Source organism: uncultured Modestobacter sp., assembly GCF_947486615.1.
Lineage (GTDB): Bacteria > Actinomycetota > Actinomycetes > Mycobacteriales > Geodermatophilaceae > Modestobacter.
In genome coordinates this window covers 226,094-252,123 of sequence record NZ_CANKUD010000003.1, presented here as the reverse complement: position 1 = coordinate 252,123, position 26,030 = coordinate 226,094, and the positions used below count along the sequence as shown (strand labels likewise).

The window sequence follows — 26,030 nt, the reverse complement described above, 5'->3', positions numbered from 1 at the left end:
CACCCCCGCCGACACCCCCCTCACCGACACCCACTCGGAGGACGACATGAAGGCCCTGCGGTTCTACGCACCGGAAGACGTGCGACTCGAGGACGTCCCCGAGCCCGAGTGCGGCCCGGACGAGATCAAGATCAAGGTCAAGAACACCTCGACCTGCGGCACCGACGTCAAGATCTTCCACAACGGCCACCAGAACCTCACCCCGCCGCGCACCATCGGGCACGAGATCGCCGGGGAGGTCGTGGAGGTCGGCGCGAACGTCAACGCCACCTACGGCAGCACCTGGGCGCCCGGCGACCGGGTGCAGGTCATCGCCGCCGTGCCGTGCGGGCACTGCCACGAGTGCCGCAAGGGCTGGATGGCCGTGTGCCAGAACCAGACCTCGGTCGGCTACCAGTACGACGGCGGGTTCGCCGAGTACATGATCGTCCCGCAGCAGGTGCTCAAGGTCGACGGCCTCAACCGGATCCCGGACAACGTCGGCTACGACGAGGCCTCGGCCGCCGAGCCCTTCGCCTGCGCGATCAACGCCCAGGAGCTGCTGGGCATCGAGGAGGGCGACACCCTCGTCGTCTTCGGGGCCGGGCCGATCGGCTGCATGCACATCCGCATCGCCCGCGGGGTGCACAAGGTCGGCAAGGTCATCCTGGTCGACGTCAACGCCGAGCGGCTGGAGATGTCGGCCAACGCCGTCCAGCCCGACGAGGTCATCAACGGCGCCGAGACCGATGTCGTCGCCCGGGTCCTGGAGCTGACCGAGGGCCGGGGCGCGGACGTGATCATCACCGCGACGGCCGCCAACGTCACCCAGGAGCAGGCGATCGCGATGGCCGCCCGCAACGGCCGGATCTCCTTCTTCGGCGGTCTGCCCAAGACCAACCCGACGATCACCTGCGACTCCAACGTCGTGCACTACCGCCAGCTGCACATCCACGGCGCCAACGGCTCGGCTCCGGAGCACAACAAGCGGGCCCTGGAGTACATCTCCACCGGTCAGGTGCCGGTCAAGGACCTGATCACCGCACATCTGCCGCTGGACCGCGTCCTGGACGCCTTCTCCATCGTGCAGAAGGGCGAGGCGATCAAGGTCACCGTCGAGCCGTGACCACTGTGCGCTGAGTGCCCACTTCCTGGCCGGAACGGGCACTCAGCGCACACCGCTGAGGAGCTCGGGCGCAGGTGGGAGACCCGGCGGTGCTGTGCGCCGGGTGCCCGTTCCCTCCCCGGGACGGGCACCTGGCGCACAGTGCTGCCGGACTACACGAGGAAGCGGTAGGCGGTCGTACCGGGGGCCAGGTGCTGGATCTTCAGCGGACCGGCCTCGATCCGGGCCAGCAGCGGGGCCAGGCCGGCGACGCTGCCCAGCTCGATCCCGGTCAGCGCCGCCCCGGTCTCCCGGTTGTCCCGCTTGACGTACTCGAACAGCACGATGTCGTCGTCCGGGCCCAGCACCTCGTCGAGGAACCGGCGCAGCGCGCCGGGCTCCTGCGGGAACTCGACCAGGAAGTAGTGCTTGAGCCCGCGGTGCACCAGTGACCGCTCGACCACCTCGGCGTACCGGCTGACGTCGTTGTTGCCCCCGGACAGCACGGTGACCACCGTCTGCCCGGGTTCGACGAGCACCGAGCCGCCGGTGAGCGCGGCGCCGGCCAGCGCGCCGGCGGGCTCGGCGATCACCCCGTCGACCTGGTAGAGGTCGAGCATCTCGGTGCAGACCTGCCCCTCGGGCACCGTCACCAGCTCCGCCCCGGAGTCCCGCACCAGCGGGAAGGTGACGTCGCCGGCCCGGCGCACCGAGGCGCCGTCGACGAAGGTGTCGATCTCGGCCAGCTCCACCGGCCGGCCGGCGGCCAGCGCCGCGGCCATGTTCGCCGCTCCGGCCGGTTCGACCCCCACCAGTCGGACGCCGGGGGCGTGCTCGCGCAGCCAGGTGCCACAGCCGGCCAGCAGTCCGCCCCCACCGACGGGCAGGACGACGACGTCGGGGGCGGCGCCCAGCTGGTCGAGCAGCTCGAGGGCCACGGTCGCCTGGCCGGCCACGGTGGAGAGCGCGTCGAAGGCGGGCACCAGGGTCGCCCCGGTCCTCGCGGCGTGCTCGGCGGCGGCGGTGGCCGCGTCGTCGTAGGTGTCGCCGTGGACGACGAGCTCGACCATGTCCCCGCCCAGCGCGGCGATCCGCTGCCGCTTCTGCCGCGGCGTCGTCCCGGGCACGACCACCCGGCCGCGGACGCCGAGCACCCGGCAGGCGTAGGCGACGCCCTGGCCGTGGTTGCCGGCGCTGGCGGTCACCGCGCCGGCGGCCCGGCCGGCGGCGTCCAGCTGGCTGATCGTGTTGTAGGCGCCGCGCACCTTGTACGACCGGCCGACCTGCAGGTCCTCGCGCTTGACCCAGACCTCGGCGCCGGTGAGCTCGGACAGCCGGGCGTTCCGCTGCAGCGGGGTGCGCTCGGCGACGCCGGCCAGCCGGGTGGCGGCGGCGGAGACCTCGGCGGAGAAGGCGGTGCGGAGGTCGGTCACCGCGCCATCCTCCCCGACGCGCCACCGCCGGCGGCGGAGCGCGCCATCAGCCCCGGTGGCAGCGGTCGGCTCAGGCTCCGGCGAGGGGGCGGCGGGCGGGGGGCAGCGGGGTCGGGCGCCGCGGGCCGCCGCCGGGTCGGCCGGCTGCGCGGGGGCGTCGGCGAGCACCCTCGCGACGCCGCTGCCGGGCCTCCTCGGCGAGCTGGCGGGCGGCCAGGAAGCTGGCCGCCTCGGGGTCGTACCAGGACATCAGGTCGCCGCCGGGAAGGCCAGCCGCGTCATCAGCAGCTGGAGCCGGAGTCGCACCGCAGTGCGGCCATGGCGCACGGACGAGCCCCCGGGCCGCGGGGCCGGGCGGACCGGCCGGATCTGGGTCATGGGGAGAGCCTCCACCGCGCCGGGGGCCCCGCACATCGTCCGCAGGTCTCGCTCGGGCGCGACGAAGGTCGTAGGTCCGGGGACGGGGCGTCAGCCCGTGGGGGGACGCCCTGGTGCCTGCCGACCTCTCGGGGCGGTCGGCCGACCCCGGCGCACCGACCTCGGGGCTGCCCCCGTCGGGCGGCGCCGGCCTCGATCCCCCCCCCCCCCCCGCGGGTGGGCGGCTCAGATGCCGCGGAAGGGCCCCCGGGTGGCCTCCTTCTCCGGCACCGGGGCGAAGACGTTGCCGGTGGTGGCGGCCACCGAGTCCCGGGCGTAGCCGAAGACCTTCAGCAGTGGGCCGACGAGGGCGTCGTAGACCGGCGGCAGCAGCCGGAACCCGGCGATGATCAGCGGGTTCGCGATGCCGGACTGCCGGAGCCGGCGGGGCCGGTCGACCACGGCGACGACGGTGCGGGCCACCCGCTCCGGGGTGTAGACCGGCGGCGGCGGGTGGCCGGTGTTGCCGAGCACGGTGGCGGCCTGCGAGTAGATCGGGGTCGTCGTCCCGCCCGGGGCGACGGCGGAGACGTGCACGCCGGGCAGGTCGCGCAGCTCCTGCTGGAGCGTGCGGATCAGGCCCAGCTGCCCCCACTTGGCGGTGATGTAGGCGCCCATCGTCGGCGTCGCCACCGAGGCGAGCAGGGAGCTGACCACGACCATCGACCCGCGCTGCTGGGCGCGGAAGACCGGGAGCACCGCCCGGAAGAGGTGGAAAGTGCCCTGGATCGCGGTGTCGACCACCCGCTCGAAGACGGCAGGGTCGAGGTCCTCCACCGTGCCGTAGGCCATCACCGTCGCCGAGTGGACGACGACGTCCAGCCGGCCGAACGTGCCGGTGGCCCGCTCCACGGCGGCCCGCACCGCGTCGGCGTCCAGCACGTCGCCGGGGCAGACCTCCACCGCCCGCGCCCCCGCCGCCCGGCACTCGGTCGCCGCGTCCTCGAGGGCCGAGAGGCTGCGGGAGAAGAGCACCAGCGACGCGCCGCGCCGGGCGAACTCCACGGCACTCGCCCGGCCGATCCCGGAGGAGGCGCCCAGAACGAGGACGACATCAGGGGCCCGGTCTGCTGTCTGCTCAGCGGTCACGCTCCGGCGGCTACCCGAAGCCGCTGACGGACACGCATGTTGTGCACGACCGGTTCTGCTGAGCCCCGGCTCGGCGGCGTACCCCGGGCCTCCTCGGGGGAGTGACGCCGCCCACGGTCACGGCGACCCCGCGCGCCACTACGGTCGGGCGGCACGAGGACGGCCAGCGCCGGCCGTCCCCGAGCCGAGAGGACGTGCCCGTGTTCCAGAAGGTCCTGGTCGCCAACCGCGGGGAGATCGCCGTCCGCGCGTTCCGTGCCGCCTACGAGCTGGGCGCCGGCACGGTCGCCGTCTTCCCGCACGAGGACCGGAACTCGGTCCACCGGCTCAAGGCCGACGAGAGCTACGAGATCGGCGAGCCCGGCCACCCCGTGCGGGCCTACCTGGACGTCGCCGAGATCGTCCGCGCCGCGCAGCGGGCCGGCGCGGACGCCGTCTACCCCGGGTACGGCTTCCTGTCGGAGAACCCCGACCTCGCCGAGGCCTGCGCGCAGGCGGGGATCACCTTCGTCGGCCCGTCGGCGGAGGTGCTGACGCTGACCGGGGACAAGTCCCGGGCGATCGCCGCGGCACGGGAGGCCGGCCTCCCGGTGCTGCAGGGCACCGAGCCCAGCGACGACGTCGAGACGCTGCTGGCCGCCGCCGAGGCGATCGAGGGCCCGGTGTTCGTCAAGGCCGTCGCCGGCGGTGGCGGGCGGGGCATGCGCCGGGTGGACGACCGGGCGCAGTTGCGCAGCTCGATCGAGGCGGCGATGCGGGAGGCGGAGTCGGCGTTCGGCGACGCGACGGTGTTCTGCGAGCAGGCGGTGGTGGACCCGCGGCACATCGAGGTGCAGATCCTGGCCGACGCCACCGGCGACGTCATCCACCTCTACGAGCGCGACTGCTCGGTGCAGCGGCGGCACCAGAAGGTCATCGAGATCGCCCCGGCACCTGACCTGGACCCGGCCCTGCGGGAACGGATCTGCGCCGACGCCGTCGCCTTCGCCCGGCAGATCGGCTACAGCTGCGCGGGCACCGTGGAGTTCCTGGTCGACGCTGCGGGCCGGCACGTGTTCATCGAGATGAACCCGCGGATCCAGGTGGAGCACACGGTCACCGAGGAGGTCACCGACGTCGACCTGGTCGGCAGCCAGCTGCGGATCGCGGCGGGGGAGACCCTGACCGACCTGGGCCTGACCCAGGACTCGATCGTGCTGCGCGGGGCTGCGCTGCAGACCCGGATCACCACGGAGGACCCGGCCAACGGCTTCCGCCCGGACACCGGCCGGATCACCGCCTACCGCTCGCCCGGCGGCGCCGGGGTGCGGCTGGACGGCGCCGCGACGCTGGGCGCCGAGGTGGGCGCGCACTTCGACTCGATGCTGGTCAAGCTCACCTGCCGCGGCCGCACCTGGGACATCGCGGTCGCCCGCGCCCGCCGCGCGGTCGCCGAGTTCCGCATCCGCGGCGTCTCCACCAACATCCCGTTCCTGCAGGCAGTGCTGGACGACCCGGAGTTCCGGGCCGGCCGGGTGACCACCTCGTTCATCGAGCAGCGGCCGGAGCTGCTGACCGCCCGCAGCTCCGCCGACCGCGGCACCAAGATCCTCAGCTACCTGGCCGACGTGACGGTCAACCAGCCGAACGGTGAGCGCCCGCACCTGGTCGACCCGATGGAGAAGCTGCCCCGGGTGGACATGGCGCTGCACCCCCTGGACGGCTCCCGCGACCGGCTGCGCGAGCTGGGTCCCGAGCGGTTCGCCGCCGACCTGCGGGCGCAGAAGGCCCTGGCGGTCACCGACACGACCTTCCGGGACGCCCACCAGTCGCTGCTGGCCACCCGGGTGCGGACCAAGGACCTGCTGGCCGTGGCCGGGCACGTGGCCCGGACGACGCCGCAGCTGCTGTCGATCGAGGCCTGGGGTGGGGCGACGTACGACGTCGCGCTGCGCTTCCTGCACGAGGACCCGTGGGAGCGGCTGGCCGCGCTGCGCGAGGCGGTGCCCAACGTCTGCCTGCAGATGCTGCTGCGCGGGCGCAACACCGTCGGCTACACGCCCTACCCGGAGCAGGTGACGACGGCGTTCGTCGCTGAGGCCGCGCGCACCGGCATCGACGTCTTCCGGGTGTTCGACGCGCTCAACGACGTCGGCCAGATGCGCCCGGCGATCGACGCCGTCCGGGAGACCGGGACGGCGGTCGCCGAGGTCGCGCTCTGCTACACCGCCGACCTCTCCGACCCGGCCGAGCAGCTGTACGACCTCTCGTACTACCTGCGGCTGGCCGAGCAGATCGTCGACGCCGGGGCGCACGTGCTGGCGATCAAGGACATGGCCGGGCTGCTCCGCCCACCGGCGGCGGCCACCCTGGTCACCGCGCTGCGCGAGCGGTTCGACCTGCCGGTGCACCTGCACACCCACGACACCCCCGGTGGGCAGCTGGCCACCCTGATGGCCGCCTGGCAGGCCGGGGTCGACGCGGTGGACGGCGCCAGCGCGGCGCTGGCCGGGACGACGTCGCAGCCGGCGCTGTCCTCGATCGTGGCGGCCACCGACCACACCGAGCGGGCCACCGGCCTGGACCTCACCGCGGTCAACGACCTGGAGCCCTACTGGGAGGCGGTGCGGCGGGTCTACGCGCCGTTCGAGTCGGGGCTGCCGGCCCCGACCGGGCGGGTCTACACCCACGAGATCCCCGGCGGGCAGCTGTCCAACCTGCGCCAGCAGGCGATCGCGCTGGGCCTGGGGCAGCGGTTCGAGGAGGTCGAGGCGATGTACGCCGCGGCCGACCGGCTGCTCGGCCGGCTGGTGAAGGTCACCCCGTCGTCCAAGGTGGTCGGGGACCTGGCGCTGCAGCTGGTGGGCGCGGGGGTGGACGTCGAGGAGTTCGCCGCCGACCCGGGCCGCTTCGACCTGCCCGACTCGGTGGTCGGGTTCCTGCGCGGCGAGCTGGGCGACCCGCCCGGCGGCTGGCCGGAGCCGTTCCGCTCGCGTGCCCTGGAGGGGCGGCGGGCGGCCGAGCCGCCGGCGGAGCTGTCGGCCGACGACCTCGCCGGCCTGAGGCAGGAGCCGCGGCCGACGCTGAACCGGCTGCTGTTCCCCGGCCCGACGACGGAGTTCCTGGCGCACCGGGAGACCTACGGCGACACCTCGGTGCTGCCCAGCAAGGAGTTCCTCTACGGGCTGCGGTCCGGGGTCGAGCACTCGGTGGACCTGGAGCCCGGCGTGCGGCTGCTGATCGGCATCGAGGCGGTCTCCGACGCCGACGAGCGGGGGATGCGCACGGTGATGTGCACCCTCAACGGCCAGCTGCGGCCGGTCAGCGTGCGGGATCGGTCCGTCACCTCCGACGTCCAGCCCGCGGAGAAGGCCGACCGCGCCGATCCGGGCCAGGTCGCGGCGCCGTTCGCCGGCGTGGTCACCCTGAGCGTGGGCGAGGGCGACCAGGTGGAGGCCGGCGCCCAGCTGGCCACCATCGAGGCGATGAAGATGGAGGCCGCGATCACCGCCCCCCGCGCCGGCACGGTGACGCGGCTGGCGATCGGCGCCGTCCAGCAGGTGGAGGGCGGTGACCTCCTGGTCGTCCTCGGCGGCTAGCGGGCGGTCCAGCCGCCGTCGACGGTGAGGGTGTGGCCGGTGACCAGGCTGGCGGCGGGGGAGGCGAGGAAGGCCACCGCGGTGGCGACCTCCTCCGGGCGGCCGATCCGGTGCAGCGCGGCGATCCGGTCGACGACGTCGGCGCGGAACGCCGGGTCCGACAGCGCCGGCTCGGTGCCCGGCGTCTCGATGAAGGTCGGCGCCACGGCGTTGACCCGGATGCCCAGCTCGCCCCACTCCACGGCCAGGCAGCGGGTCAGGTGGATCACCGCCGCCTTCGCGGTGCAGTAGGCCGACTCACCGGGCAGGGCGACCAGGCCGGCCTGCGAGGCGACGTTGACGATCGCCCCGCCGCCGGCCCGGGCCATGTGCCGGGCGGCGTGCTGGGCGAGGAAGAAGGTCGAGCGGGTGTTGCGCGCCCAGACTTCGTCGAAGTCCGCCTCGGTGAGCTCCAGCGCGGAGGCCATCACGCCACCGCCGGCGTTGTTGACCAGCACGTCGACCGACCCCAGCTCGTCGGCCACCCGGTCGATCGCCGTCCGGCTCTGCGCCAGGTCGGTGACGTCCATCGGGACGGCGACGACCCGGCGGCCGAGCGCGGCGACCTCCGCGGTGAGCCCGCCGTCGGCCGTGACGTCCCGCAGACCCAGGCCGACGTCGGCGCCGGCGCGGGCCAGCTCCAGGGCGATCGCCCGGCCGATGCCGCGCGCCGCCCCGGTGACCACCGCGACCTGTCCCTCGAGTGCTCCGCTGGGCGTCATCGCCGTCCTCCCGGTCGTTCGTCCACCGCACGGTCGTCCGGTGGCCGGGACCAGTCATCCGACTGATTCCGCGGTGTCACACCGGCAGGGTAGGAAGACCCGGTGAGCGCCCCTGCACGGACCACCACGCGATCGGGGTCCAGTCACCTGATCGCCCAGCTCTCCGCCCAGGCCCGGCGGATGCTGCAGACCGAGGCGGCCAGCGCCGGTCTGCTGGTCGCGGCCACGCTGGCCGCGCTGCTGTGGGCCAACTCGCCCTGGGGCGACGGCTACGACCGGTTCTGGCACACCGAGCTCTCCTTCGAGCTGGGGTCGGCGGGCGTCGCGATGGACCTGCGGCACTGGGTGAACGACGGCCTGATGTGCTTCTTCTTCTTCCTCATCGGGATGGAGGTGCGCCGCGAGCTGCAGATGGGCGAGCTGACCCAGCGCAGCCGGCTGTCCATCCCGGCGATCGCGGCGCTGGCCGGGCTGGCCGTCCCGGCGCTGGTCTACCTGGCGTTCAACGCCGGTGGGCCGGGCGCGCACGGCTGGGGCATCCCGATCGCCACCGACACCGCCTTCCTGCTCGGCGCGCTCGCGCTGGCCGGGCCGCGGGCCTCCACCCAGCTGCGGGTGTTCCTGCTCTCGCTGTCGGTGGTCGACGACATCGGCGCGCTCACCGTGATCGCGGTCTTCTACTCCGACACCATCGACCTGACCGCCCTGGGCATCGCCGCGCTGTGCATCGTCGCGTTCCAGGTGCTGGCGCGGCTGCAGGTGTGGCGCGGGCCGGCCTACTTCGCCGTCGGGGTGGCCATGTGGCTGTCCATGCACGCCTCGGGCGTGCACGCGACCATCGGCGGCGTCGTCCTGGGCATGCTGGTCAGCGCGTACCCGCCGCGGCGGGAGGCGGTCGAGTCCGCCGGCCTGCTGACCCGGGCGTTCCGGCAGTCGCCGGAGGTCTCGCTGGCCCGGCAGGCGAAGCTGTCGGTCGAGCGGGCCATCTCGCCCAACGAGCGGATCGGCGCGCTGCTGGTGCCGTGGAGCGGCTACGTGGTGGTGCCGGTGTTCGCGCTGGCCAACGCGGGCGTGGAGTTCAGCTCCGAGCTGCTCGAGCGGTCGCTCACCTCGCCGATCACCCTCGGGGTCCTGGCCGCGCTGGTGGCCGGCAAGCTGATCGGCGTCGGCGGGGCGGCGACGCTGGCGGTCAAGCTGCGGCTGGGTGCGCTGCCCCCGGGCGTGCCGCTGAGCAGTGTCTGGGGCGGCGCGGCGCTGTCCGGCCTGGGCTTCACCGTCTCGCTCTTCGTTGCCGACCTCGCCTTCCCCGACACCGAGCTGCGGGACGAGGCGATGGTGGGCATCCTGGCCGCCGCGGTCGTCGCCGCCGCGCTGGGCATGGGTCTGTTCCGCTGGCTGTCCCGGCGCGACCCGGTCCAGCAGTCCACCGGCGCCACCGTGCTCGACCCGCCGGTCGACCCGGCGCGCGATCACGTGCGCGGCCCGGCCGACGCGCCCCTGGAGCTGGTCGAGTACGGCGGCCTGGAGTGCCCGTTCTGCGGGCGGGCCACCGGGGTGGTCGAGGACCTGCGGCGCCGGTTCGGTGACGACCTGCGCTACGTCTTCCGGCACCTGCCGCTGCCCGAGGTGCACCCGCACGGGGAGCTCGCCGCCGAGGCGACCGAGGCCGCCGGCGCCCAGGGCGCCTTCTGGGCGATGCACGACCGGCTGTTCGCCCACCAGGACCAGCTGGAGGCCGGTGAACTCCTCGACCACGCCGCCGCGCTCGGCCTGGACCTCGGCCGCTTCGCCCAGGAGCTCGGCGACGGCACCCACGCCGGACGGGTCCGCGAGGACGTCGCCTCCGCCGAGGCCAGCGGCGTGCGCGGGACGCCGACCTTCTTCGTCAACGGCGTCCGGCACGAGGGGCCGACCGCCACCGACGCGCTTGCCGCGGCCCTGCTCGCCAGCGACCCGCGCGGCCCCCAGCGGCAGCCGCTGCCCGTGCCCGCGCCGGCGACCGGCGGCCTGCGCACCCTCTCCCCGCCGGCCCGGCTGCCGGGGCTGACCAAGCTGCCCGGCGGCCGGTTCGAGGAGTCCCCGGACGACGGCTCGACGCCCCGGCTCAGCGACGAGCACCTGAGTGCCTTCCAGCGGGCCGGGCGGCGGGTCCGCGCCGAGCGCGGACAGGTGCTGCTGCGCTCGGGAGCGGCCGAGTACGACTTCTTCGTGATCCTCTCCGGGGCGGTGGCGATCGTCGAGGGGCCGCTGGACGGCCTGGACGGTGCGCCGCCCCGGGTGGTCGCCGTCCACGGTCCGGGGCGCTTCCTCGGCGGGCTCAACCAGCTCGCCGGCCAGCGTCCGGTGCGCTCCCTGGTCGCCGTCGAGGCCGGCGAGGTGATCGTGGTGACCCTGGAGCGGCTGCGCACGCTGCTGACCCGCAACCGCGAGCTCAACGACCTGGTGACCCGCTCCTTCCTGCTCCGCCGGGCGATGCTGATCGGCCAGGCCAGCGGGCTGCGGGTGGTCGGCGACCGACGGTGGCCGGCCAGTGTCGAGCTGCAGGCCCGGCTGGCCGAGGACGGCATCGCCCACCAGTGGCTCGACCCGGCCGAGGACGCCGCCGCCCGCACCCTGCTCGCCGAGGCCGGGGTGGAGGGCACCACCACCCCGCTGGTGATCCGGCCCGACGGCCGGGTGCTGGTCGACCCGAGCCGGGACGACCTGCTGCAGGCCGCCGGCACGGCCACCCGCGACCTGACCACGACCTGACCCGGGAGACGGCATGCGCGCGCTGGACGAGGAGCTGACCGACCTGGCCGACCACTACCGGTGGTTCGCCGAGGTGGAGGCCGCGCCGGTCTCGCCCCGCTACGCCGAGCTCGCGGCGGCGGTCGCCGAGGACGACGGGGTGCTGGCGTTCCTCGGCACCCTGCCCCGGGCGAAGCGGCAGGCCAACCTGCTGCTCGGTGCCCTCCAGTACCTGCACGGCGGCCCGCCGGCCGACGGCGGCCAGCTGCGCGAGCGGGTGCTCGGCGATGGCAGCCGGCTGCGGGACACGATGCTCACCCGGGCCACCCAGACCAACGAGGCCGCCCGGTGCACCGCCCTGCTGCCGGTGCTGTCGACGATCCCGGGGCCGCTGGCGCTGATCGAGGTCGGCGCGTCGGCCGGCCTCTGCCTGTACCCCGACCGGTACGGCTACGAGTACTCCGGCGGCGTCCGCGTGGGGCCGGCCGGCAGCCCGGTCCAGCTGCGGTGCGTCGTCACCGGGCGTGGGCCGGTGCCGGCCGGCGTGCCGCCGGTGGTGCGGCGGGCCGGGATCGACCTCAACCCGCTGGACCCGGCCGACCCCGACACCGTCGCCTGGCTGGGCGCGCTGATCTGGCCCGGGATGGAGGAGCGGCGGGACCGGCTCACCGCTGCGGCGGGCGTCGCGGCCCGCGAGCCCGCCGAGATCGTGTCGGGTGACCTGGTGGCGGAACTGCCGGGGCTGGTGGCGCGGATGCCCGCCGAGGCGACCGCCGTGGTCTTCCACACCGCGGTGCTGGCCTACCTGCCGGCCGCGGCGAAGGAGGCGTTCACCGAGCTGGTCACCGGCCTGCCGGTGCGGTGGGTCTCCCAGGAGGGCGTGCCCGTGCTGCCCGCCGTCCGGGACCGGCTGCCCGAGCCGCCGGCGCCGGAGGAGTCCCGGTTCCTGCTGGCCCTGGACGGCGAGCCGCTGGCCTACACCGCCCCGCACGGCGGCCGCCTCGACTGGCTCCCCGCCGCGGCCGCCCTGGCCTGAACCCGGTCCGTCGGCCGGACCGCACGGCCGTGAGCGGTCAGGCCGACCAGGTGGTGTTCGGCGGGCGCTTGTAGTCGATGGTGTGCGGCACGAAGAAGGACAGGTCGTCGGTGATCAGCCCGTCGGACTCCCGGATGCCCAGACCCGCCGCCTCGCCGTCCACCACCCACGTGCCGAGCACCGGGTGGTGCGGGCCGTCCGGGCCGGCGAAGTCCGGTAGTGCGCACAGCTGCTGCACCACCCACCCCTCGGCGCCGTACTGGCCGCCGAGCGAGGCCAGCACGTCCCCGCCCGGCGCGACCAGCTCGACGTTGTTGCCCTCGCGGCCGAACAGCGGCTTGCGGGCGAAACCGGTGGCGCGCAGCTCCTCGGCGCGCGGGTCGTCGGCGAAGAACGAGGGCAGCAGGTGCCGGGAGATCACCGGGTCGTGCTCGTACCGCTGCCACAGCACCGGCAGCAGCCCCTTGTTGGACCAGAGCATCTTCCAGATCGGCTCGATCCACGCCGTCCCGCCCGGGTCGCGGACGTCGGCGATCACCGACGGGCCGTACTCGTCCTGCAGCAGCCACTCCCAGGGGTAGAGCTTGAAGAGGACGTCGATCCGGTTGCCCTTCGCGTCGTAGAACCGGGCGTCCCCGGTGTCCAGCCCGATCTCCTCGGTGGTCATCACCACCGTCTCGTAGCCGGCCCGCTGCACCGTGTCGGCCAGGTAGGCGACGGTCATCCAGTCCTCGCCGCTGCGATCGCCGTTGGTCCAGGCCAGGTGCACCGTCGGACGGCGGCGGTGCAGGGCTTCCCAGCGGGACAGGTTGCGGCGCCAGGCCTCCACCAGCCGGTCGTCGAGCTGGTTCCACTGGTCGGTGCCCTGGCCGGTCTCCAGGTGCCACGCCCACTGCACGACCGCCGCCTCGACCAGCGACGTCGGGGTGTCGGCGTTGAACTCCAGCAGCCGGGGGTGGCCCGTGCCGTCCCACCACAGGTCGAACCGGCCGTAGACGCTCGGCGGCTCCTGCTCCCAGGTGGCCCGGATGACATCGCGGGCGTCGCGCGGGATGCGCATCCGGTCCAGCAGGCGTTCGTCGGACAGTGCCAGCTCGCCGGCCTCGACGCAGGCGGCGAACAGCTGGTCGGTGACCTCGGCCAGCCGGTCGACCTCGGCGGCGGTGAAGTCGTAGAAGACGTCCTCGCGCCAGTACGAGCGGGTCTCCCCGCCGGGCACCGTCGTCTTGTTGTAGACCAGGCCCTGGCTCTCGATCTCGGCCTCCCAGCCGAGCCGGGCCTTGCCGTAGAGGCGCCTCACGAGCCGCCGCTGCCGCCGCCGAGCCGACCGGAGCCGATGCCGCCGGAGATCCGGGTGCCCGAGCTGACCCGGCCGGTGCCGGGCAGGCCGGCGCGGGACCGGGCGCTGGTGTCCGAGGGGTTCACCCGGGTGGCCGGGCCGGTGTACTGGTTCGGGATCGTCTGGCCGACCGAGTAGCGGTTGCCGCCGAAGCCGCCGAGCAGGAAGAAGAAGGGCACCCCGCCGACGAACCCGCCGTTGCGCTCGGCCTCCTCGCACTGCTCGTCGTCGACGACCTGGTCCTGCTCGTCGACGCAGTAGACCGTCTGGGCCTCCTGGTCGTCGCCCTCGACGCCGCACGCCGACAGGAAGCCCATGGCGGCACCGGTCAGGCTCACCGTGCCGATCGCGGCCTTCACCCGGTTGCTCCTCGACGTGGTCACCGTCTCGCTCCTCACCTGGGCGTCCCGCGGGTGCGGACCCGCACATGCTGTCGGACCCGGGTGGGCGGTGCACACCCACCCCCGCACCGACATCTTCACAGGCCCCGCCCAGTCGGTGGCGCCGGTGCCCACAGTCGGTGCGTCGAGGGTCTCGTGTGCAGACCCCCGAGCCCGAGGAGCACCGATGAGCGACCCCACCCGCCCCGGCGACGTCGAGCCGCAGCCGGGTGTCCCGGCGCGCGAGGAGACCCGGCCGTTCCCGGCCCCGGTCGCCCCGGCGGACGCACCCACCGAGCAGTCGCCGACCGTGGGCACGCCGGCTCACCAGCCGGCCGGTGCGCCGGTGGCGGAGCCGGTCGCCGCTGCGCCTGCGCGACGGCGCCCGGGCAAGGGCGCCGTCCTCACCGGACTTGCCGGTGCCGGCCTGCTGGCCGTGGGCGTCGTCGTCGGCGTGGTGGTCGGCCAGGCCACCGCCGGGGCGGCGACGGCGGACACCGGCTCGTCGACCAGCCAGACCGTGCCCGGCAGCACCGTGCCGGACGGCAGCTCCGGCTACGGCACGCTCCCGGACGGGAACCTGCCCGGTGGCACGGGCGGCCGGGGCGTGCCGCCGGGCGGGACGGGCGGCTTCGGCGGCACCGCCCCCGACGGCAGCACCGTCCCCGACCGCGGCACGGACGACAGCAGCACGGACGACGGGAGCACGAGCGAGGACAGCGGGTCCACGTCGACCACCCTGGACAGCTGACCGGCGCCACCGATGAGTTCTCCGCGGCCGGGGCGTCTGAGCTGCTGACGGGGCCGGACGGCGGCCCCACGCCACCGAGGAGCTCCCCGTGCGCACGATCTTCGTCAACCTGCCGGTCACCGACCTGGCGCGGGCCACCGCCTTCTACTCGGCCCTGGGCTTCGCCCGGAACGAGCAGTTCAGCGACGAGACCGCGGCCGCGCTGGTGGTCGAGGAGAACATCATGGTGATGCTGCTGACCCGGGAGAAGTTCGCCGGCTTCCTCCCGGGCCCGATGGGCGACCCGGCCGAGGCCACCTCGGTGATGCACGCGCTGTCGGCGACCGACCGGGCCGAGTGCGACGACCTGCTGGCCCGGGCGCTGGCCGCGGGCGGGAAGCCCTGGCAGCCCGCCATGGACCACGGGTTCATGTACGGCACCAGCTTCACCGACCCGGACGGGAACGTCTGGGAGACGGTCTGGATGGATCCGGCGGCCCTGCAGGGCTGACCCGGGCGCGTCGAGTGCCGGGCTGTGCACGTCTCGTCCCGGTGCCAGACGTGCACAGTTCGCCAGTCGAGGACCGGGAAGGAAGAAGTAGGTGGCAAAAGCAGATTCACCCGCTACCGTCACGGGGTGCCCGCTCCTCGCCCCGCCGTGGGCCACCTGCTCACCCTCGGGGCGGCCGGCGTCTTCGCGATCAACGGCACGGTGTCCACGCTGGCGCTGCAGGCGGGGATCGCGCCGACCCGGCTGACCGCGCTGCGCTGCACCGGCGCGGCGATCGCCCTGCTGCTGGCCCTCGCCGTCGTGGCCCCGCGCCGGCTGCGGCTGCGGCGGCAGGACGTCCCCCTCGTCGCGCTGCTGGGCGTGGTGGGCATCGCGGCGACCCAGTTCCTCTTCTACACCGCCATCGACGACCGGCTGCCCGTCGGCATCGCCCTGGTGTTCGAGATGACCGCGCCGGTGTTCATCGCGCTCTACGTGTGGCTGGTCCGCCGGGAGCAGGTGCGCAACCGGCTGTGGTGGGCGCTGGCCCTCTCGCTGTCCGGCCTGGTGCTGGTCGCCGAGGTCTGGTCCGGCGGCGGGTCGCTCGACCCGCTCGGCGTCGCCGTGGCCCTGGCCGCCGCCATCTGCCTGGCCACGTACTACCTGGTGGGTGAGCGCAGCGCCGCCGACCTCGACCCGATGGCGGTGACCGCCTGGAGCTTCGCCGCGGCCGCGGTGTTCTGGGGGATCGTCGCGCCGTGGTGGCAGTTCGACGCCGGCGTCCTCACCGAGGAGGTGCCGGTCTCGCTGGGTACCGCCCAGTTGCCGCTGTGGGTGCTGGTGGGCTGGATCGCCGTGCTGGGTGCCGCGCTGCCCTTCTGGCTGTCCCTGGCGGCGCTGCGCCACCTGCCGCCGACCACCGCCGGGATCGTGGCCACGGCCGAGCCGGTGCTGGCGTCGATCGTGGCCTGGCTCTGGGTCGAGCAGGTGCTCACGCCGTGGCAGGTGGCCGGCGGCGCCGTCGTCCTGACCGGGATCGTGCTGGCCCAGACCGCGCGCCCGGCGGCGCCCGCCCCGGTGCCGGAGACCGTGCCCAGCTGAGCTCAGCGCAGCGGCAAGGTCAGAGCGCGGAGAGGTCGTCCGGCACGTCGACCGCCTGGGAGCGCAGCGCCTCCAGCGGGACGACCTGCAGTGCGCGGGCATTGGTCGCCGCCAGCACCACCCCGGCCGGCACCCCGGCCTGGAACGCCTGCAGCCAGCGGACGGCGACCACGCACCAGCGGTCGCCCGGCCGCAGTCCCGGGAAGCCGTACTCGGGGCGGGGGGTGGTCAGGTCGTTGCCCAGCTCCCGCTGCATCTCGAGGAACTCGGCGGAGACGACGGTGCACACGGTGTGGCTGCCCCGGTCCTCCGGCCCGCTGGTGCACGAGCCGTTGCGAGTGAAGCCGGTCATCGGGTCGGTGCCGCACGGTTCCAGCGGCCCGCCCAGCACGTTCCGCTCGTCCTGGGGGGCGGTCATCCCCTGATCCTGCCGCCCCGGCCGGTCCCGCGCCCTCCAGCGGGCGGACCGGTCGTGCACGGCCGAGTCGCGCGCCGGGGCCGCGACGACCAGGGTGGGCACGTGCGAGTACTGGTCACCGGAGCGTCGGGGTTCGTCGGCAGCAGGCTGTGCGTGGCGCTGGAGGAGGCCGGTCACGAGGTCCGGGCGATGACCCGGCACCCGGACACCTACCCGGGCGCCGGCACGCCGGTCCGGGCCGACGTCGGCGACGAGTCCTTGCTGCGCGACGCGCTGGCCGACTGCGAGGCCGCCTACTACCTGGTGCACTCGCTGGACTCCGCCGACTTCCAGGACAAGGACGCCGCGGCCGCCCGCTCCTTCGCCCGGGCCGCGGCCGACGCCGGGGTGGGGCGGATCGTCTACCTGGGTGGCCTCGGCAACGACGCCGACGACCTGTCCCCGCACCTGCGCAGCCGCCGGCAGGTCGAGCGCCTGCTGGGCGAGACCGGGGTGCCGGTCACCGTGCTGCGCGCCGGCATCGTGGTCGGCCACGGCGGGGTGTCCTGGGAGATGACGCGGCAGCTGGTCGCCCACCTGCCGGCCATGATCACCCCCCGCTGGGTGCACACCCGCACCCAGCCGATCGCCATCGCCGACGTCGTCCGGTACCTGGTGGGCGTGCTGGAGGCACCAGAGGCCGAGGGGCGGGTCTTCGAGGTCGGTGGCCCCGAGGTGCTCGAGTACCTGGAGATGCTCACCCGGGTCGCGGACATCCAGGGCCGACGGCTGCTGATCGTCCCGGTCCCGTTGCTGACCCCCCACCTGTCCTCCCGGTGGCTGTCGCTGATCACCGACGTCGACCTGCAGACCGGGCGGTCGCTGATCGACTCGATGACCAACGAGGTCGTGGTGCGGGACGACTCGATCCGCGCAGTCGTCCCGTTCGAGCCGATGAGCTACGACGACGCGGTGCTCACCGCCCTGGGTGAACGGGCCCGGGAACGGCGGGCGGCGCGCGAGGGGCGGGGCCGGTGACCCGCGCCCGGCGGCGCCTGGCGCAGGCCCTGGTCTCCGACGACGGGCTGACCCGGCTGCTGGCGCGGGCGCCGTCCTGGCTGGTGGACAAGGTGCCGCGTGACCACCGGGAGTCCGACGCCGCGTTCCGCCGCCGGCGGCGGGTGACCGGCGCGGTCTCGGTGCTGGGCGCCGGGCTGCTGGGCGTCTCGCTGTCCCGGCGGCCGAACTCGCCGTCGTTCTACGCGCTCACCCTGGGCGTCGCCGCGACCTGGGCGGCCGGCGGGGTGGCGTCGGGGCCGCTGCACCTGGGCTGGGTGCAGACCCCCAGGGCCACCCTGCGCCGTCCGCTGCTGACGCCGGTGGCCGCCGGGGCCGGGGCGTTCGGGCTGTTCTACGGCGCCGCGCTGGTGGCCAAGCGCATCCCGCCGCTGGACGCCGCGGTGACCCGGGTGCTGCGGTACGCCCAGCAGGGCAACCCGGGCATGGTGACGGCGACGACGCTGGCCAACGGGATCGCCGAGGAGGTCTTCTTCCGCGGCGCGCTGTACGCCGCGGTGGGGGTCGAGCACCCGGTGCTGAAGTCCTCGGCCGTCTACTCGCTGGCCACCGTCGCCACCCGCAACCCCGCGCTGGTGCTGGCGTCGGTGCCGATGGGGCTGCTGTTCGCGCTGCAGCGCCGGGCCAGTGGCGGCATCCAGGCTCCGGTGATCTCGCACGTCACCTGGTCGGTGCTGATGCTGCGCCACCTGCCGCCGCTGTTCGCCGACGAGCCGTCGGTGGACGACCCCCGTCCGGCCCAGCCCGCCTGACTCGCGCGCGCGGCTGGGCTGACGGGAGGCCGCGCGGGTGGCAGGCTCCGCCCGTGACCGCGCAGACCTCCCGCCCCCGGCCGGCCGGGCCCGGCGCCGCGGACCGCCGGCGCGAGGTGCTCGCCGCCACCAACGCGGTGGTCACCGTGGTCGACCCGCCGCTGCCGCACGCCGCCGAGGGGCCGCTGGCCGGCCTGCGCGTGGGGCTGAAGGACAACATCGACACCGCCGGGGTGCGCACCACGTGCGGGTCGGCCCACTTCGCCGACCGGGTGCCCGAGGACGACGCCGAGGTGGTCACCCGGCTGGTCGACGCCGGCGCACAGGTGGTGGCCAAGACCAACCTCAGCGAGTTCGCCGTGGGGCTGACCTCGCAGAACTCCGCGGCCGGCCCCTGCCGCAACCCCTGGGACCTCGCCCGCATCCCCGGCGGGTCCAGCGGTGGCAGCGCGGCCGCGGTCGCCGCCGGACTGGTCGACGTGGCCGTGGGCACCGACACCGGCGGGTCGGTGCGCGTCCCGGCGGCGGCGTGCGGGGTCACCGGGCTGCGGCCGGGCGGGTCCGTCGTCCCGCAGGCGGGCACCTTCCCGGTCTGCGAGCTGGTCGACGCCGTCGGCCCGATCGCCCGGGACGTGCAGCTGGTGGCCCGCACGTTCGCGGTGCTCGCCGGCCGCCCGGTGCGCGAGCCCGTCCCTGCGCCGCCGACCCGGATCGGGCTGCCGGCGCACTGGTACGGCGAGATCGACGCCGGCGTCGAGCAGGTCGTCGCGGCGGCGGCGCAGGTGTTCGCCGACGGCGGCGCGGAGCTGGTGCCGGTGGAGGTGCCGGGCATCTGCTCGGCCCAGGACGTGCTCTACACCATCGTCTACGCCGGGATGGCCGACCTGCACGAGGCCCGGCTGGCCGCCCCGTACCTGTTCCACCCCGACACCCTCGCCCGGGTGCGGGTCGGCACCCGGGTCACCGAGGGCGACCGGGCGGAGGCGCTGGAGGCCCGGGCGGAGTTCCAGCGGGGCCTGGACGAGGTGTTCGCCGGCGTCGACGTGCTGCTCACCCCGACGCTGCCGGTCGACGTCCCGCTGGCGACGACGGACGACGACGTGCTGGCCCTCACCCGCCGGCTGGCCCTGCTCACCGCGCCCTGGTCGCTGCACGCCGGCCCCACGCTGGCGCTGCCGGTGGGGCGGCACCCGGTCTCCGGCATGCCGGTCGGGGCCCAGCTGACCGCGCCGGCGGGCGGGGAGGACCGGCTGCTGGACGCCGGGGCCTGGTTCCAGCAGCGCACCCCGTGGCACGCGCAGCGGCCGCCGTGCGCCGTGGACTGAGGCGGTGTCGTCTTGATCACTCAGGGGTGCGTCCGGGGCCTGCTCCCGGGACAGTGAGCGAACCGGACCGCTGACGTTCCAGGAGGCCCCCGACGATGACGTCGACCGCCCGCCGCACCGCGACCCCCGACCAGCCCTGGCCGCCCGAGCCACCGGCGCTGCTCCCGCCCTGGCACACGCCGGCCCGCGCGGCGCTGCAGGAGCAGGCCCGCCGGTTCGCGATGGACGAGGTGCTGCCGGTCGCCGACGAGCTCGACCCGCAGAAGGGTGAGATCCCGCAGCACCTGCTGGAGCGCCTGGGCGAGCTGGGGTGGTTCGGCATCACGATCCCCGCGGACGACGGCGGGCTGGGGCTCGGCGTCTTCGAGTACTGCATGGTCAGCGAGGAGCTGGCCCGGGCGTGGATGAGCGTGGCCAGCATCCTGGCCCGCTCCCAGGGCATGGGGACGGCGGTCGCCGACCCGGATCGCCGCCGCGAGCTGCTGCGCCGCAGCGCCGGTGGCTCCTGGATCGGCGCGGTGGCGTTGTCGGAGCCCGAGGCCGGCTCGGACCTGGCCAACGTGCAGACCCGCGCGGTGCTCGACGGGGACGAGTGGGTGGTCACCGGCCGCAAGCGCTGGTGCGGCAACGCCAAGGCCGCCGACTTCATCCAGGTGCTGGTCCGGGTGGCCGACCCGCAGCCCGGGGAGTCCCGGTCCCGCGGGCTGCGGAACCTGCTGCTGGTCAAGGAGCGCGGAGAGTTCCCGCCGGGGCTGTCCGGCTACGCCATCGACAAGGTCGGCTACCACGGCTTCCTGACCTGGGACCTCACCTTCGACCGGGTGCGCATCCCGGCCGCGGACCTCATCGTCGCCCCCGGCGAGGGCGGCTCGGACGGCGCGGACTCCGGCGCCGGCTTCCGGGAGGCGCAGGCGTTCCTGAACACCGCCCGGGTGCACACCGCGGCCCGGGCCGTCGGCCTGGCCCGCGCCGCCGTCGAGGACTGCACGCTGTACCTGCAGGAGCGCGCGCAGTTCGGCCACCCGATCGGGGACTTCCAGGCGCTGCGCTTCACCCTCGCGGAGATGGCCGCCGAGGTGGAGCAGTCGCGGGCCTTCTACCGGCAGGTCGCCCACCTGCTCGACGAGGGCGTGCCCTGCGAGCGGGAGGCGGCGATGGTGAAGCTGCAGGCCACCGAGATGGCGGTGCGGGTGACCAACCAGGCGATGCAGCTGCACGGCGGCAACGGCTACACCACCGAGCGGCAGGTGGAGCGGCACTGGCGCGACGCCCGGCTGACCACCATCTTCGAGGGCACCAGCGAGATCCAGAAGCGGATCATCAGCAACGCGATCCTGCCGCGCAGCCCGCTGGGCTGACCGGCTCAGGCGGTCCCGACGGGGAGGCCGGCCGCCGTCAGCGTGCGGACGGCGGCCTCCCGGTCGGCGGCGGCGAGCAGCTGCCCGGCGCTGGTCAGGGTGATGCCCCGGTCGGCGATCCGGCGCAGCGCGTCGGGCAGCGCCCGGACCTCCACCTCGCGGCGCGCGGCCAGGTCGGCGGCGAACGCCGTCCCGGGCTGGAAGGTGCCCCGGCCGAGCCCGTCGTGCAGGCAGACGACGTCCCCGGCCCGGACCGTGCGGGCCAGGTGGGTGCTGACCACGTCGGTGGTCCCGGTGCCGTCCGGGCCGCGGGTGCACGACCAGATCCACACGTCGTAGCCGAGCTCGGCGCACACCCGCAGGCCGTAGCCGGTCAGCTTCCCGCGGGGCGGCCGGAAGACGGTCAGCGGCTGGGCGGTGATCGCCGCGACCTCCTCGGCGCAGCGGACGATCTCGGTACGGGTCTCGGCGACGGTGAGCCCGGTCTGGTCCCGGTGGCTCCAGGAGTGGTTGCCGACCTCGTGCCCGGCCGCGACGATCTCGCGCAGCAGGCCGGGGTGGGCGACGGCGTTGGCGCCCATCACGTTGAACGTGGCGGTGACCCCGGCAGCGGCCAGCGCGGCCAGAACCCGCGGCGTGTACTCCGGGGTGGGGCCGTCGTCGAAGGTGAGCGCGGCCAGCGGCGCCTCGACCGGCAGCGACCAGACCACCCGCGGGGCGCCGAAGCGGCCCGGTTCCTCCCACACCTCCGGGAAGGCGGCACCGACCCCCTGGCCCGACGTCCCGTCGGCCGGCCCGCGGGGTGCGGGGACCAGGCTCTTCGCGCCGGACACCGCCTCGGCGGTGGCGGCGGAGCCGAGGCCGATCGCCAGGCCGGTGGCGCCGGCGCCCAGCAGGAAGCGCCGCCGGCTGCTGCCCCCCATCATCGGCCCCCCTGCTCGTCCCCGGCCCGGGTCCCGATCGGGAGCAGGCGCACCGCCGTTCGGGTCGGCCCGCTCGGTCGGCGGACGCTAACCCACCCCGACGGAGCCGGGCGGTGCGTGCCGGGGCGTGTCGCCCGACCGGGGGAGGATCCGCGCTCGGCAGGCGCGCCGGCGTGGGCCGCCTTAGCGTGGCTGCGTGACCAGCCACCTGGTGGCACCACCGCGTGCGACCGAGGTGGCGCGCCCCCCGGCCGCGCCGCCACGGCTGCGCGGGGTCGACGCACTGCGCGGGCTGGCCGTGGTCGGGATGCTCGCGGTGGACAACCGCGGCAACGACTCGATCACCCCGCAGCTGCAGCACACCGACTGGGACGGGCTGCACCTGGCCGACGTCGTCTTCCCGGTCTTCCTGCTGGTCGTCGGCGTCTCGATGCCCTTCTCCCGGCGGGCCGCCCGTCCCCGCGACGTCCTGGCCCGGGTGCTGAAGCTCGCGCTGCTCGGCTGGCTGGTGGTGACCGCCAAGTACGGTCCCGGCGTCGTCGGCGCCGGGGTGCTCGGGCACATCGCCGGCGCCTACCTGCTGTGCTGGCTGCTGCTCCGGCTGCCCCGGGCTGCCCAGCCGGTCGCGGCGGTCGCCGTGCTCGCCGGGCTCACCGTGGCCACCCGGCTCGCCGGGGCGACGCCGGATCGCTCCTGGGGGCACCTCGTCGACGGCGCGCTCGGGCTGCCCTTCTCCGCCGAGGCGCCGCACTCGTACCTCGGCAGCGCGGTCACCGTCTACCTGGGGGTGCTGGCCGGCCGGGCGCTGCAGCAGGCCCCCGGGCGGCCCGCGCTGGTGCGGCTGGTCGCGGGCGGGGCCGCGGCGCTGGCCACCGGGCTGGCGCTCGCCCCGCTCGTGCCGGTGAACAAGCGGCTGTGGTCGCCGTCCTTCGTGCTGGTCACCGCCGGGATCGGGCTGCTGGCGCTGGCCGCGCTGCACTGGCTGGCCGACCAGCGGGGCGTGCGGCGCCCGCTGCGGCCGGCCGAGGTGCTGGGCGCCAACGCGATCGTGGCGTTCGTCTTCTCCGAGCTGGTCTTCCGGGCGGCGCTCGGCGGCACGGTGCAGCCCGCCGTCGACGGCTGGGTCAGCTCGGTGGCGGGGGCGACCGTGTCGGCCTGGCTCTACCCGGCGGTCTCGGTCACGGTGATCTGGGCGGTCTGCGCGGTGCTGCTCCGCCGCGGCGTCGTCGTCCGGGTCTGACCGCGCGGGTCAGACCCGCGGCGCGCGGATGGTGACCGTGGTGCCCTCGGGCGCGGGGACGACGGTGATGTCGGCGAATGCGCTCATCAGGGCCGACCCGCGGCCGCGGTCCATGCTCGGCACCCGCTCCCGCCACTGTCCGTGGTCGCGCACGACGATGACCACCTCGTCGGCGGACGCCTCGGCGGTCACGTCGACGAACGGCTGGGTCGGGTGCTGGGCGTGCTCGATCGCATTGGTCGCGGCCTCGCAGGCGGCCAGCAGCAGGTCGTAGGCCTGGTCCTCGTCCAGCCCGGCGTCGGCCAGCAGCCGGCGCAGCGCCCGGCGCAGCGCGGGGATCGACCCGGGGGACGACGGGAGCCGCCAGCGCTCGGTGAGCGGCCCCGGGGCCGGGACCACCGGCGCCGGCGCCCCCGGGAGCGGGACCCCCGCCGTCGGGACCCCCGCGACCGACGCCGCCGGGACGGCGGGGACGGGCGCCGCCGCGATGGGGGTGGCGGCGGCCTGGAACGGCGCGGGGGTGGCCGAGGGGCGGCTCGCCGGCACCAGGCTGCGCACGTCCGGGTCGGCCGCCACCTGGCCCAGCGGGGGCGCGGCCGCGGCGCGGATGCCGGCGGCGCGGATGCCGGCGGCGCGGTCGATCGCGACCCGCACCCGGGCGATCAGCTCGGCGGCCTGGAAGGGCTTGGCCAGGTAGTCGTCGACCCCGGCGGCGAAGCCCTCGACCGCGGCCTCCTGGCCGGCCCGCGCGGTCAGCATGATGACCGGGACGGCGGCCGTGGCCGGGTCGGCGCGCAGCCGGCGGAGCAGCTCGAAGCCGTCGACCCGGGGCATCATCACGTCGGTCAGGACGACGTCGGGCCGGCGCTGCGCGACCCGGGCCAGGGCCTCCTCGCCGTTCGTGCAGGTCTCCACCCGCCAGACCGGCGTCAGCAGGCGGGTCAGGTAGGTGCGCATGTCGGCGTTGTCGTCGACGACGAGCACCGTGGGCAGGTCGGCCGACGCGGCGGGCTGCTGGTCGGGGGTGACGTCCTGCTCCCAGGCCTGCGCGGTGCCGCGCGCGGCCTCCGACGGTGCGGCCGGGTGGGCGGCGTCGGGCTCCGCGTCCGCGGTGCCGTAGGGGACCCGCACGGTGAACGTGCTCCCCGCGCCGGGCTCGCTGGCCACGGTGACCGTGCCGCCGTGCAGCCCGACCAGCTCGCGCACCAGTGCCAGCCCGATGCCGGTGCCCTCCCGGTTGCGGGCCCGCGAGCCCGGCACCCGGTGGAAGCGGTCGAAGACCAGCGGCAGCTCACCGGCCGGGATGCCGATGCCGGTGTCGGTGACGGTGAGCACGACCTCGTCGTCCCCGCCGCGGAGCACCACCTCGATGCCCCCGACGAAGGTGTACTTCACCGCGTTGGACAGCAGGTTGAGGACGACCTTCTCCCACATCCGCGGGTCGACGTGGGCCGGCCGTGGCAGGGGCGGGCAGTCGACCGACAGCCGGAGACCGGCCCGCTCCGCCGCGGCGCGCAGCACCCCGGCGAGCTCGGCGGTGAAACCGGCCACGTCGGTCTCGACCCGGACGGCGGCGGCCCGGCCGGCCTCGATGCTGGCGAAGTCGAGCAGGTCGTTGACCAGCCGCTGGAGCCGCTGACCGTTCCGCAGGGCGAGGGCGAGCTGCTCGCGGGCGGTCGCGGGCAGCGGCCGTCCGGTGTCGGCCAGCACGTCGCCGATGGGCCCGAGCAGCAGGGTCAGCGGGGTGCGCAGCTCGTGGCTGACGTCGGAGAAGAACGCCGTCTTGGCCCGGTCGAGCTCGGCCAGCGACTCGGCCCGCCGGCGTTCGGCCTCGAAGGCCCGGGCGTTGCCCAGCGCGCTGACGAACTGCCCGGCCACCAGCTCCAGGAAGGTGCGGTAGTCGGCGTCCAGCGCCCGGTTCGGGCTCACCCCGGCGACCAGCACGCCGATCGGCGCGCCTCCGTTGGACGCGGCCAGCGGGAGCGTCACGGCGTCGGCCACCGGGTCCTGCCAGAAGCCGCCGACCAGGCCGAGGTCGCCGACCGGTCCGGGGAGGGCAGCGGCGTCGGGGACGGTCGCGGGGAGCAGCTCCGGCCGGCAGCCGACCGTCACGGCGCGGCGCAGGACCCCGGCGTCGTGCAGGTAGACGGCGGCGAAGGGCACGTCCAGCGGGTCGCCGGCCAGCGCCTCGCCGAGGCCGGCCAGCAGGGCGTCCTCGTCGTCGAGCGAGCCGCCGGCGGTGGACAGGTCGTGCAGCAGCTGCTGCCGGCGCTCGGCGAGCACCTCGCCGGTGACCTCGGTGCAGACCCCGTGCATGCCGGCGACCGCGCCGTCGTCACCGAAGGCCGGGGCGTGCGAGACGGTGAAGTAGGTCTCCTCGCGGTAACCGGCGCGCTCGAGCAGCAGGGGCAGCCGGGGGAGCCAGGAGGCCTCGCGGGTGGCCATGGCGTGCTCGACCGGACCGGCCAGCGCGGCCCAGCCCTCGGCCAGGGTGACCCGGATGTCCTCCCCGATGGCCGGGTGCTTGTCGCCGATGAACGGCGCGTAGCCGTCGTTGTAGAACTGGACGTACCCCGGGCCCCAGGTGAGCACCATCGGGAAGCGCGAGGCCAGCACCGTGCGCACGGCGAAGCGCAGCCCGGCCGGCCAGCTCTCCACCGGGCCGACCGGGGTGCGCGACCAGTCGTGGGCGGCCATCAGCCGACCCGCCTCACCACCTCCGGTGAAGAGGTCGGCGGCGGTGGGAACGCTCCCAGGGTCCGACGACGGATCCGGAGCCACGCACACCTC

The 26,030-nt window shown here is 75.3% G+C and carries 20 protein-coding genes; 12 read left to right on the top strand and 8 right to left on the bottom strand.

Annotated features, from left to right (window positions below; translation table 11 throughout):
* Positions 1-46: 46 nt before the first annotated feature.
* On the top strand, positions 47-1,105 hold the full coding sequence (locus Q1A09_RS07410) for a zinc-dependent dehydrogenase (protein WP_299953081.1): 1,059 nt from the start codon (positions 47-49) through the stop codon (positions 1,103-1,105).
* Between the two features lie 152 nt (positions 1,106-1,257).
* Here Q1A09_RS07410 and ilvA read toward each other — a convergent pair whose 3' ends face one another.
* Entirely contained in the window at positions 1,258-2,517 is a 1,260-nt protein-coding gene (gene ilvA, locus Q1A09_RS07405) for a threonine ammonia-lyase IlvA (RefSeq protein ID WP_299953080.1), read from the bottom strand.
* Positions 2,518-3,120: 603 nt separating this feature from the next.
* Positions 3,121-4,023, bottom strand: coding sequence for an SDR family oxidoreductase (locus Q1A09_RS07400; protein WP_299953077.1), 903 nt, complete (start codon positions 4,021-4,023; stop codon positions 3,121-3,123).
* A 200-nt stretch (positions 4,024-4,223) separates the two neighbouring features.
* Between Q1A09_RS07400 and Q1A09_RS07395 the strand changes: the two genes are divergently transcribed.
* Positions 4,224-7,601, top strand: a complete 3,378-nt coding sequence (locus Q1A09_RS07395; protein WP_299953074.1) for a pyruvate carboxylase — start codon at positions 4,224-4,226, stop codon at positions 7,599-7,601.
* Here Q1A09_RS07395 and Q1A09_RS07390 read toward each other — a convergent pair.
* Positions 7,598-8,362, bottom strand: a complete 765-nt coding sequence (locus Q1A09_RS07390; protein ID WP_299953072.1) for an SDR family NAD(P)-dependent oxidoreductase — start codon at positions 8,360-8,362, stop codon at positions 7,598-7,600. The genes Q1A09_RS07395 and Q1A09_RS07390 overlap by 4 nt on opposite strands.
* Positions 8,363-8,464: 102 nt before the next feature.
* Between Q1A09_RS07390 and nhaA the strand changes: the two genes are divergently transcribed.
* Together nhaA and Q1A09_RS07380 are read left to right on the top strand one after the other, a co-directional pair.
* A complete protein-coding gene (gene nhaA, locus Q1A09_RS07385; protein ID WP_299953069.1) occupies positions 8,465-11,113 on the top strand; it encodes a Na+/H+ antiporter NhaA in 2,649 nt (882 codons plus the stop codon).
* A 13-nt stretch (positions 11,114-11,126) separates the two neighbouring features.
* Positions 11,127-12,128 (top strand): DUF2332 domain-containing protein, encoded by a 1,002-nt coding sequence (locus tag Q1A09_RS07380; protein ID WP_299953066.1) that lies wholly within the window; start codon positions 11,127-11,129, stop codon positions 12,126-12,128.
* 37 nt (positions 12,129-12,165) lie between these two features.
* Here the strand turns inward: Q1A09_RS07380 and Q1A09_RS07375 are convergent, their stop codons facing one another.
* Together Q1A09_RS07375 and Q1A09_RS07370 are read right to left on the bottom strand one after the other, a co-directional pair.
* Positions 12,166-13,428 carry a glutathionylspermidine synthase family protein gene (locus Q1A09_RS07375; RefSeq protein WP_299953064.1) on the bottom strand — a complete coding sequence of 421 codons (1,263 nt, stop codon included), beginning with the start codon at positions 13,426-13,428 and terminating at the stop codon, positions 12,166-12,168.
* Positions 13,425-13,850: a hypothetical protein gene (locus Q1A09_RS07370; protein WP_299953061.1), complete on the bottom strand. Its 426-nt coding sequence runs from the start codon at positions 13,848-13,850 to the stop codon at positions 13,425-13,427. Before Q1A09_RS07370 ends, Q1A09_RS07375 begins: the two co-directional genes overlap by 4 nt.
* 184 nt (positions 13,851-14,034) lie before the next feature.
* Here Q1A09_RS07370 and Q1A09_RS07365 point away from each other — a divergent pair, with 184 nt between their 5' ends.
* From Q1A09_RS07365 to Q1A09_RS07355, 3 genes are all read left to right on the top strand, one after another.
* Positions 14,035-14,598 (top strand): hypothetical protein, encoded by a 564-nt coding sequence (locus Q1A09_RS07365; protein ID WP_299953058.1) that lies wholly within the window; start codon positions 14,035-14,037, stop codon positions 14,596-14,598.
* A gap of 88 nt (positions 14,599-14,686) precedes the next feature.
* Positions 14,687-15,088 (top strand): VOC family protein, encoded by a 402-nt coding sequence (locus tag Q1A09_RS07360; RefSeq protein WP_299953056.1) that lies wholly within the window; start codon positions 14,687-14,689, stop codon positions 15,086-15,088.
* Positions 15,089-15,214: 126 nt separating this feature from the next.
* Positions 15,215-16,168: a DMT family transporter gene (locus tag Q1A09_RS07355; RefSeq protein ID WP_299953053.1), complete on the top strand. Its 954-nt coding sequence runs from the start codon at positions 15,215-15,217 to the stop codon at positions 16,166-16,168.
* A gap of 19 nt (positions 16,169-16,187) precedes the next feature.
* Here the strand turns inward: Q1A09_RS07355 and Q1A09_RS07350 are convergent, their stop codons facing one another.
* Positions 16,188-16,586, bottom strand: coding sequence for a DUF2237 family protein (locus Q1A09_RS07350; RefSeq protein ID WP_299953050.1), 399 nt, complete (start codon positions 16,584-16,586; stop codon positions 16,188-16,190).
* Positions 16,587-16,688: 102 nt separating this feature from the next.
* Between Q1A09_RS07350 and Q1A09_RS07345 the strand changes: the two genes are divergently transcribed.
* The 4 genes from Q1A09_RS07345 to Q1A09_RS07330 all read left to right on the top strand — a co-directional run bounded on the left by Q1A09_RS07345 (position 16,689) and on the right by Q1A09_RS07330 (position 21,077).
* The gene (locus Q1A09_RS07345; RefSeq protein WP_299953047.1) at positions 16,689-17,603 is read left to right on the top strand and encodes an NAD(P)H-binding protein; all 915 of its coding nucleotides are present in this window, start codon (positions 16,689-16,691) and stop codon (positions 17,601-17,603) included.
* Complete coding sequence (locus tag Q1A09_RS07340) at positions 17,600-18,394, top strand: CPBP family intramembrane glutamic endopeptidase (RefSeq protein WP_299953045.1); 795 nt, start codon at positions 17,600-17,602, stop codon at positions 18,392-18,394. Before Q1A09_RS07345 ends, Q1A09_RS07340 begins: the two co-directional genes overlap by 4 nt.
* Before the next feature lie 53 nt (positions 18,395-18,447).
* The gene (locus tag Q1A09_RS07335; protein ID WP_299953042.1) at positions 18,448-19,719 is read left to right on the top strand and encodes an amidase; all 1,272 of its coding nucleotides are present in this window, start codon (positions 18,448-18,450) and stop codon (positions 19,717-19,719) included.
* A 95-nt stretch (positions 19,720-19,814) separates the two neighbouring features.
* Positions 19,815-21,077: an acyl-CoA dehydrogenase family protein gene (locus Q1A09_RS07330; RefSeq protein WP_299953040.1), complete on the top strand. Its 1,263-nt coding sequence runs from the start codon at positions 19,815-19,817 to the stop codon at positions 21,075-21,077.
* A gap of 5 nt (positions 21,078-21,082) precedes the next feature.
* Here the strand turns inward: Q1A09_RS07330 and Q1A09_RS07325 are convergent, their stop codons facing one another.
* Positions 21,083-22,003 (bottom strand): polysaccharide deacetylase family protein, encoded by a 921-nt coding sequence (locus tag Q1A09_RS07325; RefSeq protein WP_299953038.1) that lies wholly within the window; start codon positions 22,001-22,003, stop codon positions 21,083-21,085.
* A gap of 193 nt (positions 22,004-22,196) precedes the next feature.
* Here Q1A09_RS07325 and Q1A09_RS07320 point away from each other — a divergent pair, with 193 nt between their 5' ends.
* Entirely contained in the window at positions 22,197-23,240 is a 1,044-nt protein-coding gene (locus Q1A09_RS07320) for a heparan-alpha-glucosaminide N-acetyltransferase domain-containing protein (protein ID WP_299953036.1), read from the top strand.
* 9 nt (positions 23,241-23,249) lie between these two features.
* On the opposite strand, the gene Q1A09_RS07315 is transcribed toward Q1A09_RS07320, so the two are convergent.
* Positions 23,250-25,937 carry an ATP-binding protein gene (locus tag Q1A09_RS07315; protein WP_299953034.1) on the bottom strand — a complete coding sequence of 896 codons (2,688 nt, stop codon included), beginning with the start codon at positions 25,935-25,937 and terminating at the stop codon, positions 23,250-23,252.
* Positions 25,938-26,030 lie beyond the last annotated feature (93 nt).

Excerpts from the sequence above, each read along its gene's own strand:
- Q1A09_RS07410 (WP_299953081.1), top strand. The coding sequence starts at position 47 with ATGAAGGCCCTGCGGTTCTACGCACCGGAAGACGTGCGACTCGAGGAC.
- Q1A09_RS07390 (WP_299953072.1), bottom strand. The coding sequence starts at position 8,362 with ATGACGCCCAGCGGAGCACTCGAGGGACAGGTCGCGGTGGTCACCGGG.
- Q1A09_RS07380 (WP_299953066.1), top strand. The coding sequence starts at position 11,127 with ATGCGCGCGCTGGACGAGGAGCTGACCGACCTGGCCGACCACTACCGG.
- Q1A09_RS07365 (WP_299953058.1), top strand. The coding sequence starts at position 14,035 with ATGAGCGACCCCACCCGCCCCGGCGACGTCGAGCCGCAGCCGGGTGTC.
- Q1A09_RS07350 (WP_299953050.1), bottom strand. The coding sequence starts at position 16,586 with ATGACCGCCCCCCAGGACGAGCGGAACGTGCTGGGCGGGCCGCTGGAA.
- Q1A09_RS07330 (WP_299953040.1), top strand. The coding sequence starts at position 19,815 with ATGACGTCGACCGCCCGCCGCACCGCGACCCCCGACCAGCCCTGGCCG.
- Q1A09_RS07325 (WP_299953038.1), bottom strand. The coding sequence starts at position 22,003 with ATGATGGGGGGCAGCAGCCGGCGGCGCTTCCTGCTGGGCGCCGGCGCC.
- Q1A09_RS07315 (WP_299953034.1), bottom strand. The coding sequence starts at position 25,937 with ATGGCCGCCCACGACTGGTCGCGCACCCCGGTCGGCCCGGTGGAGAGC.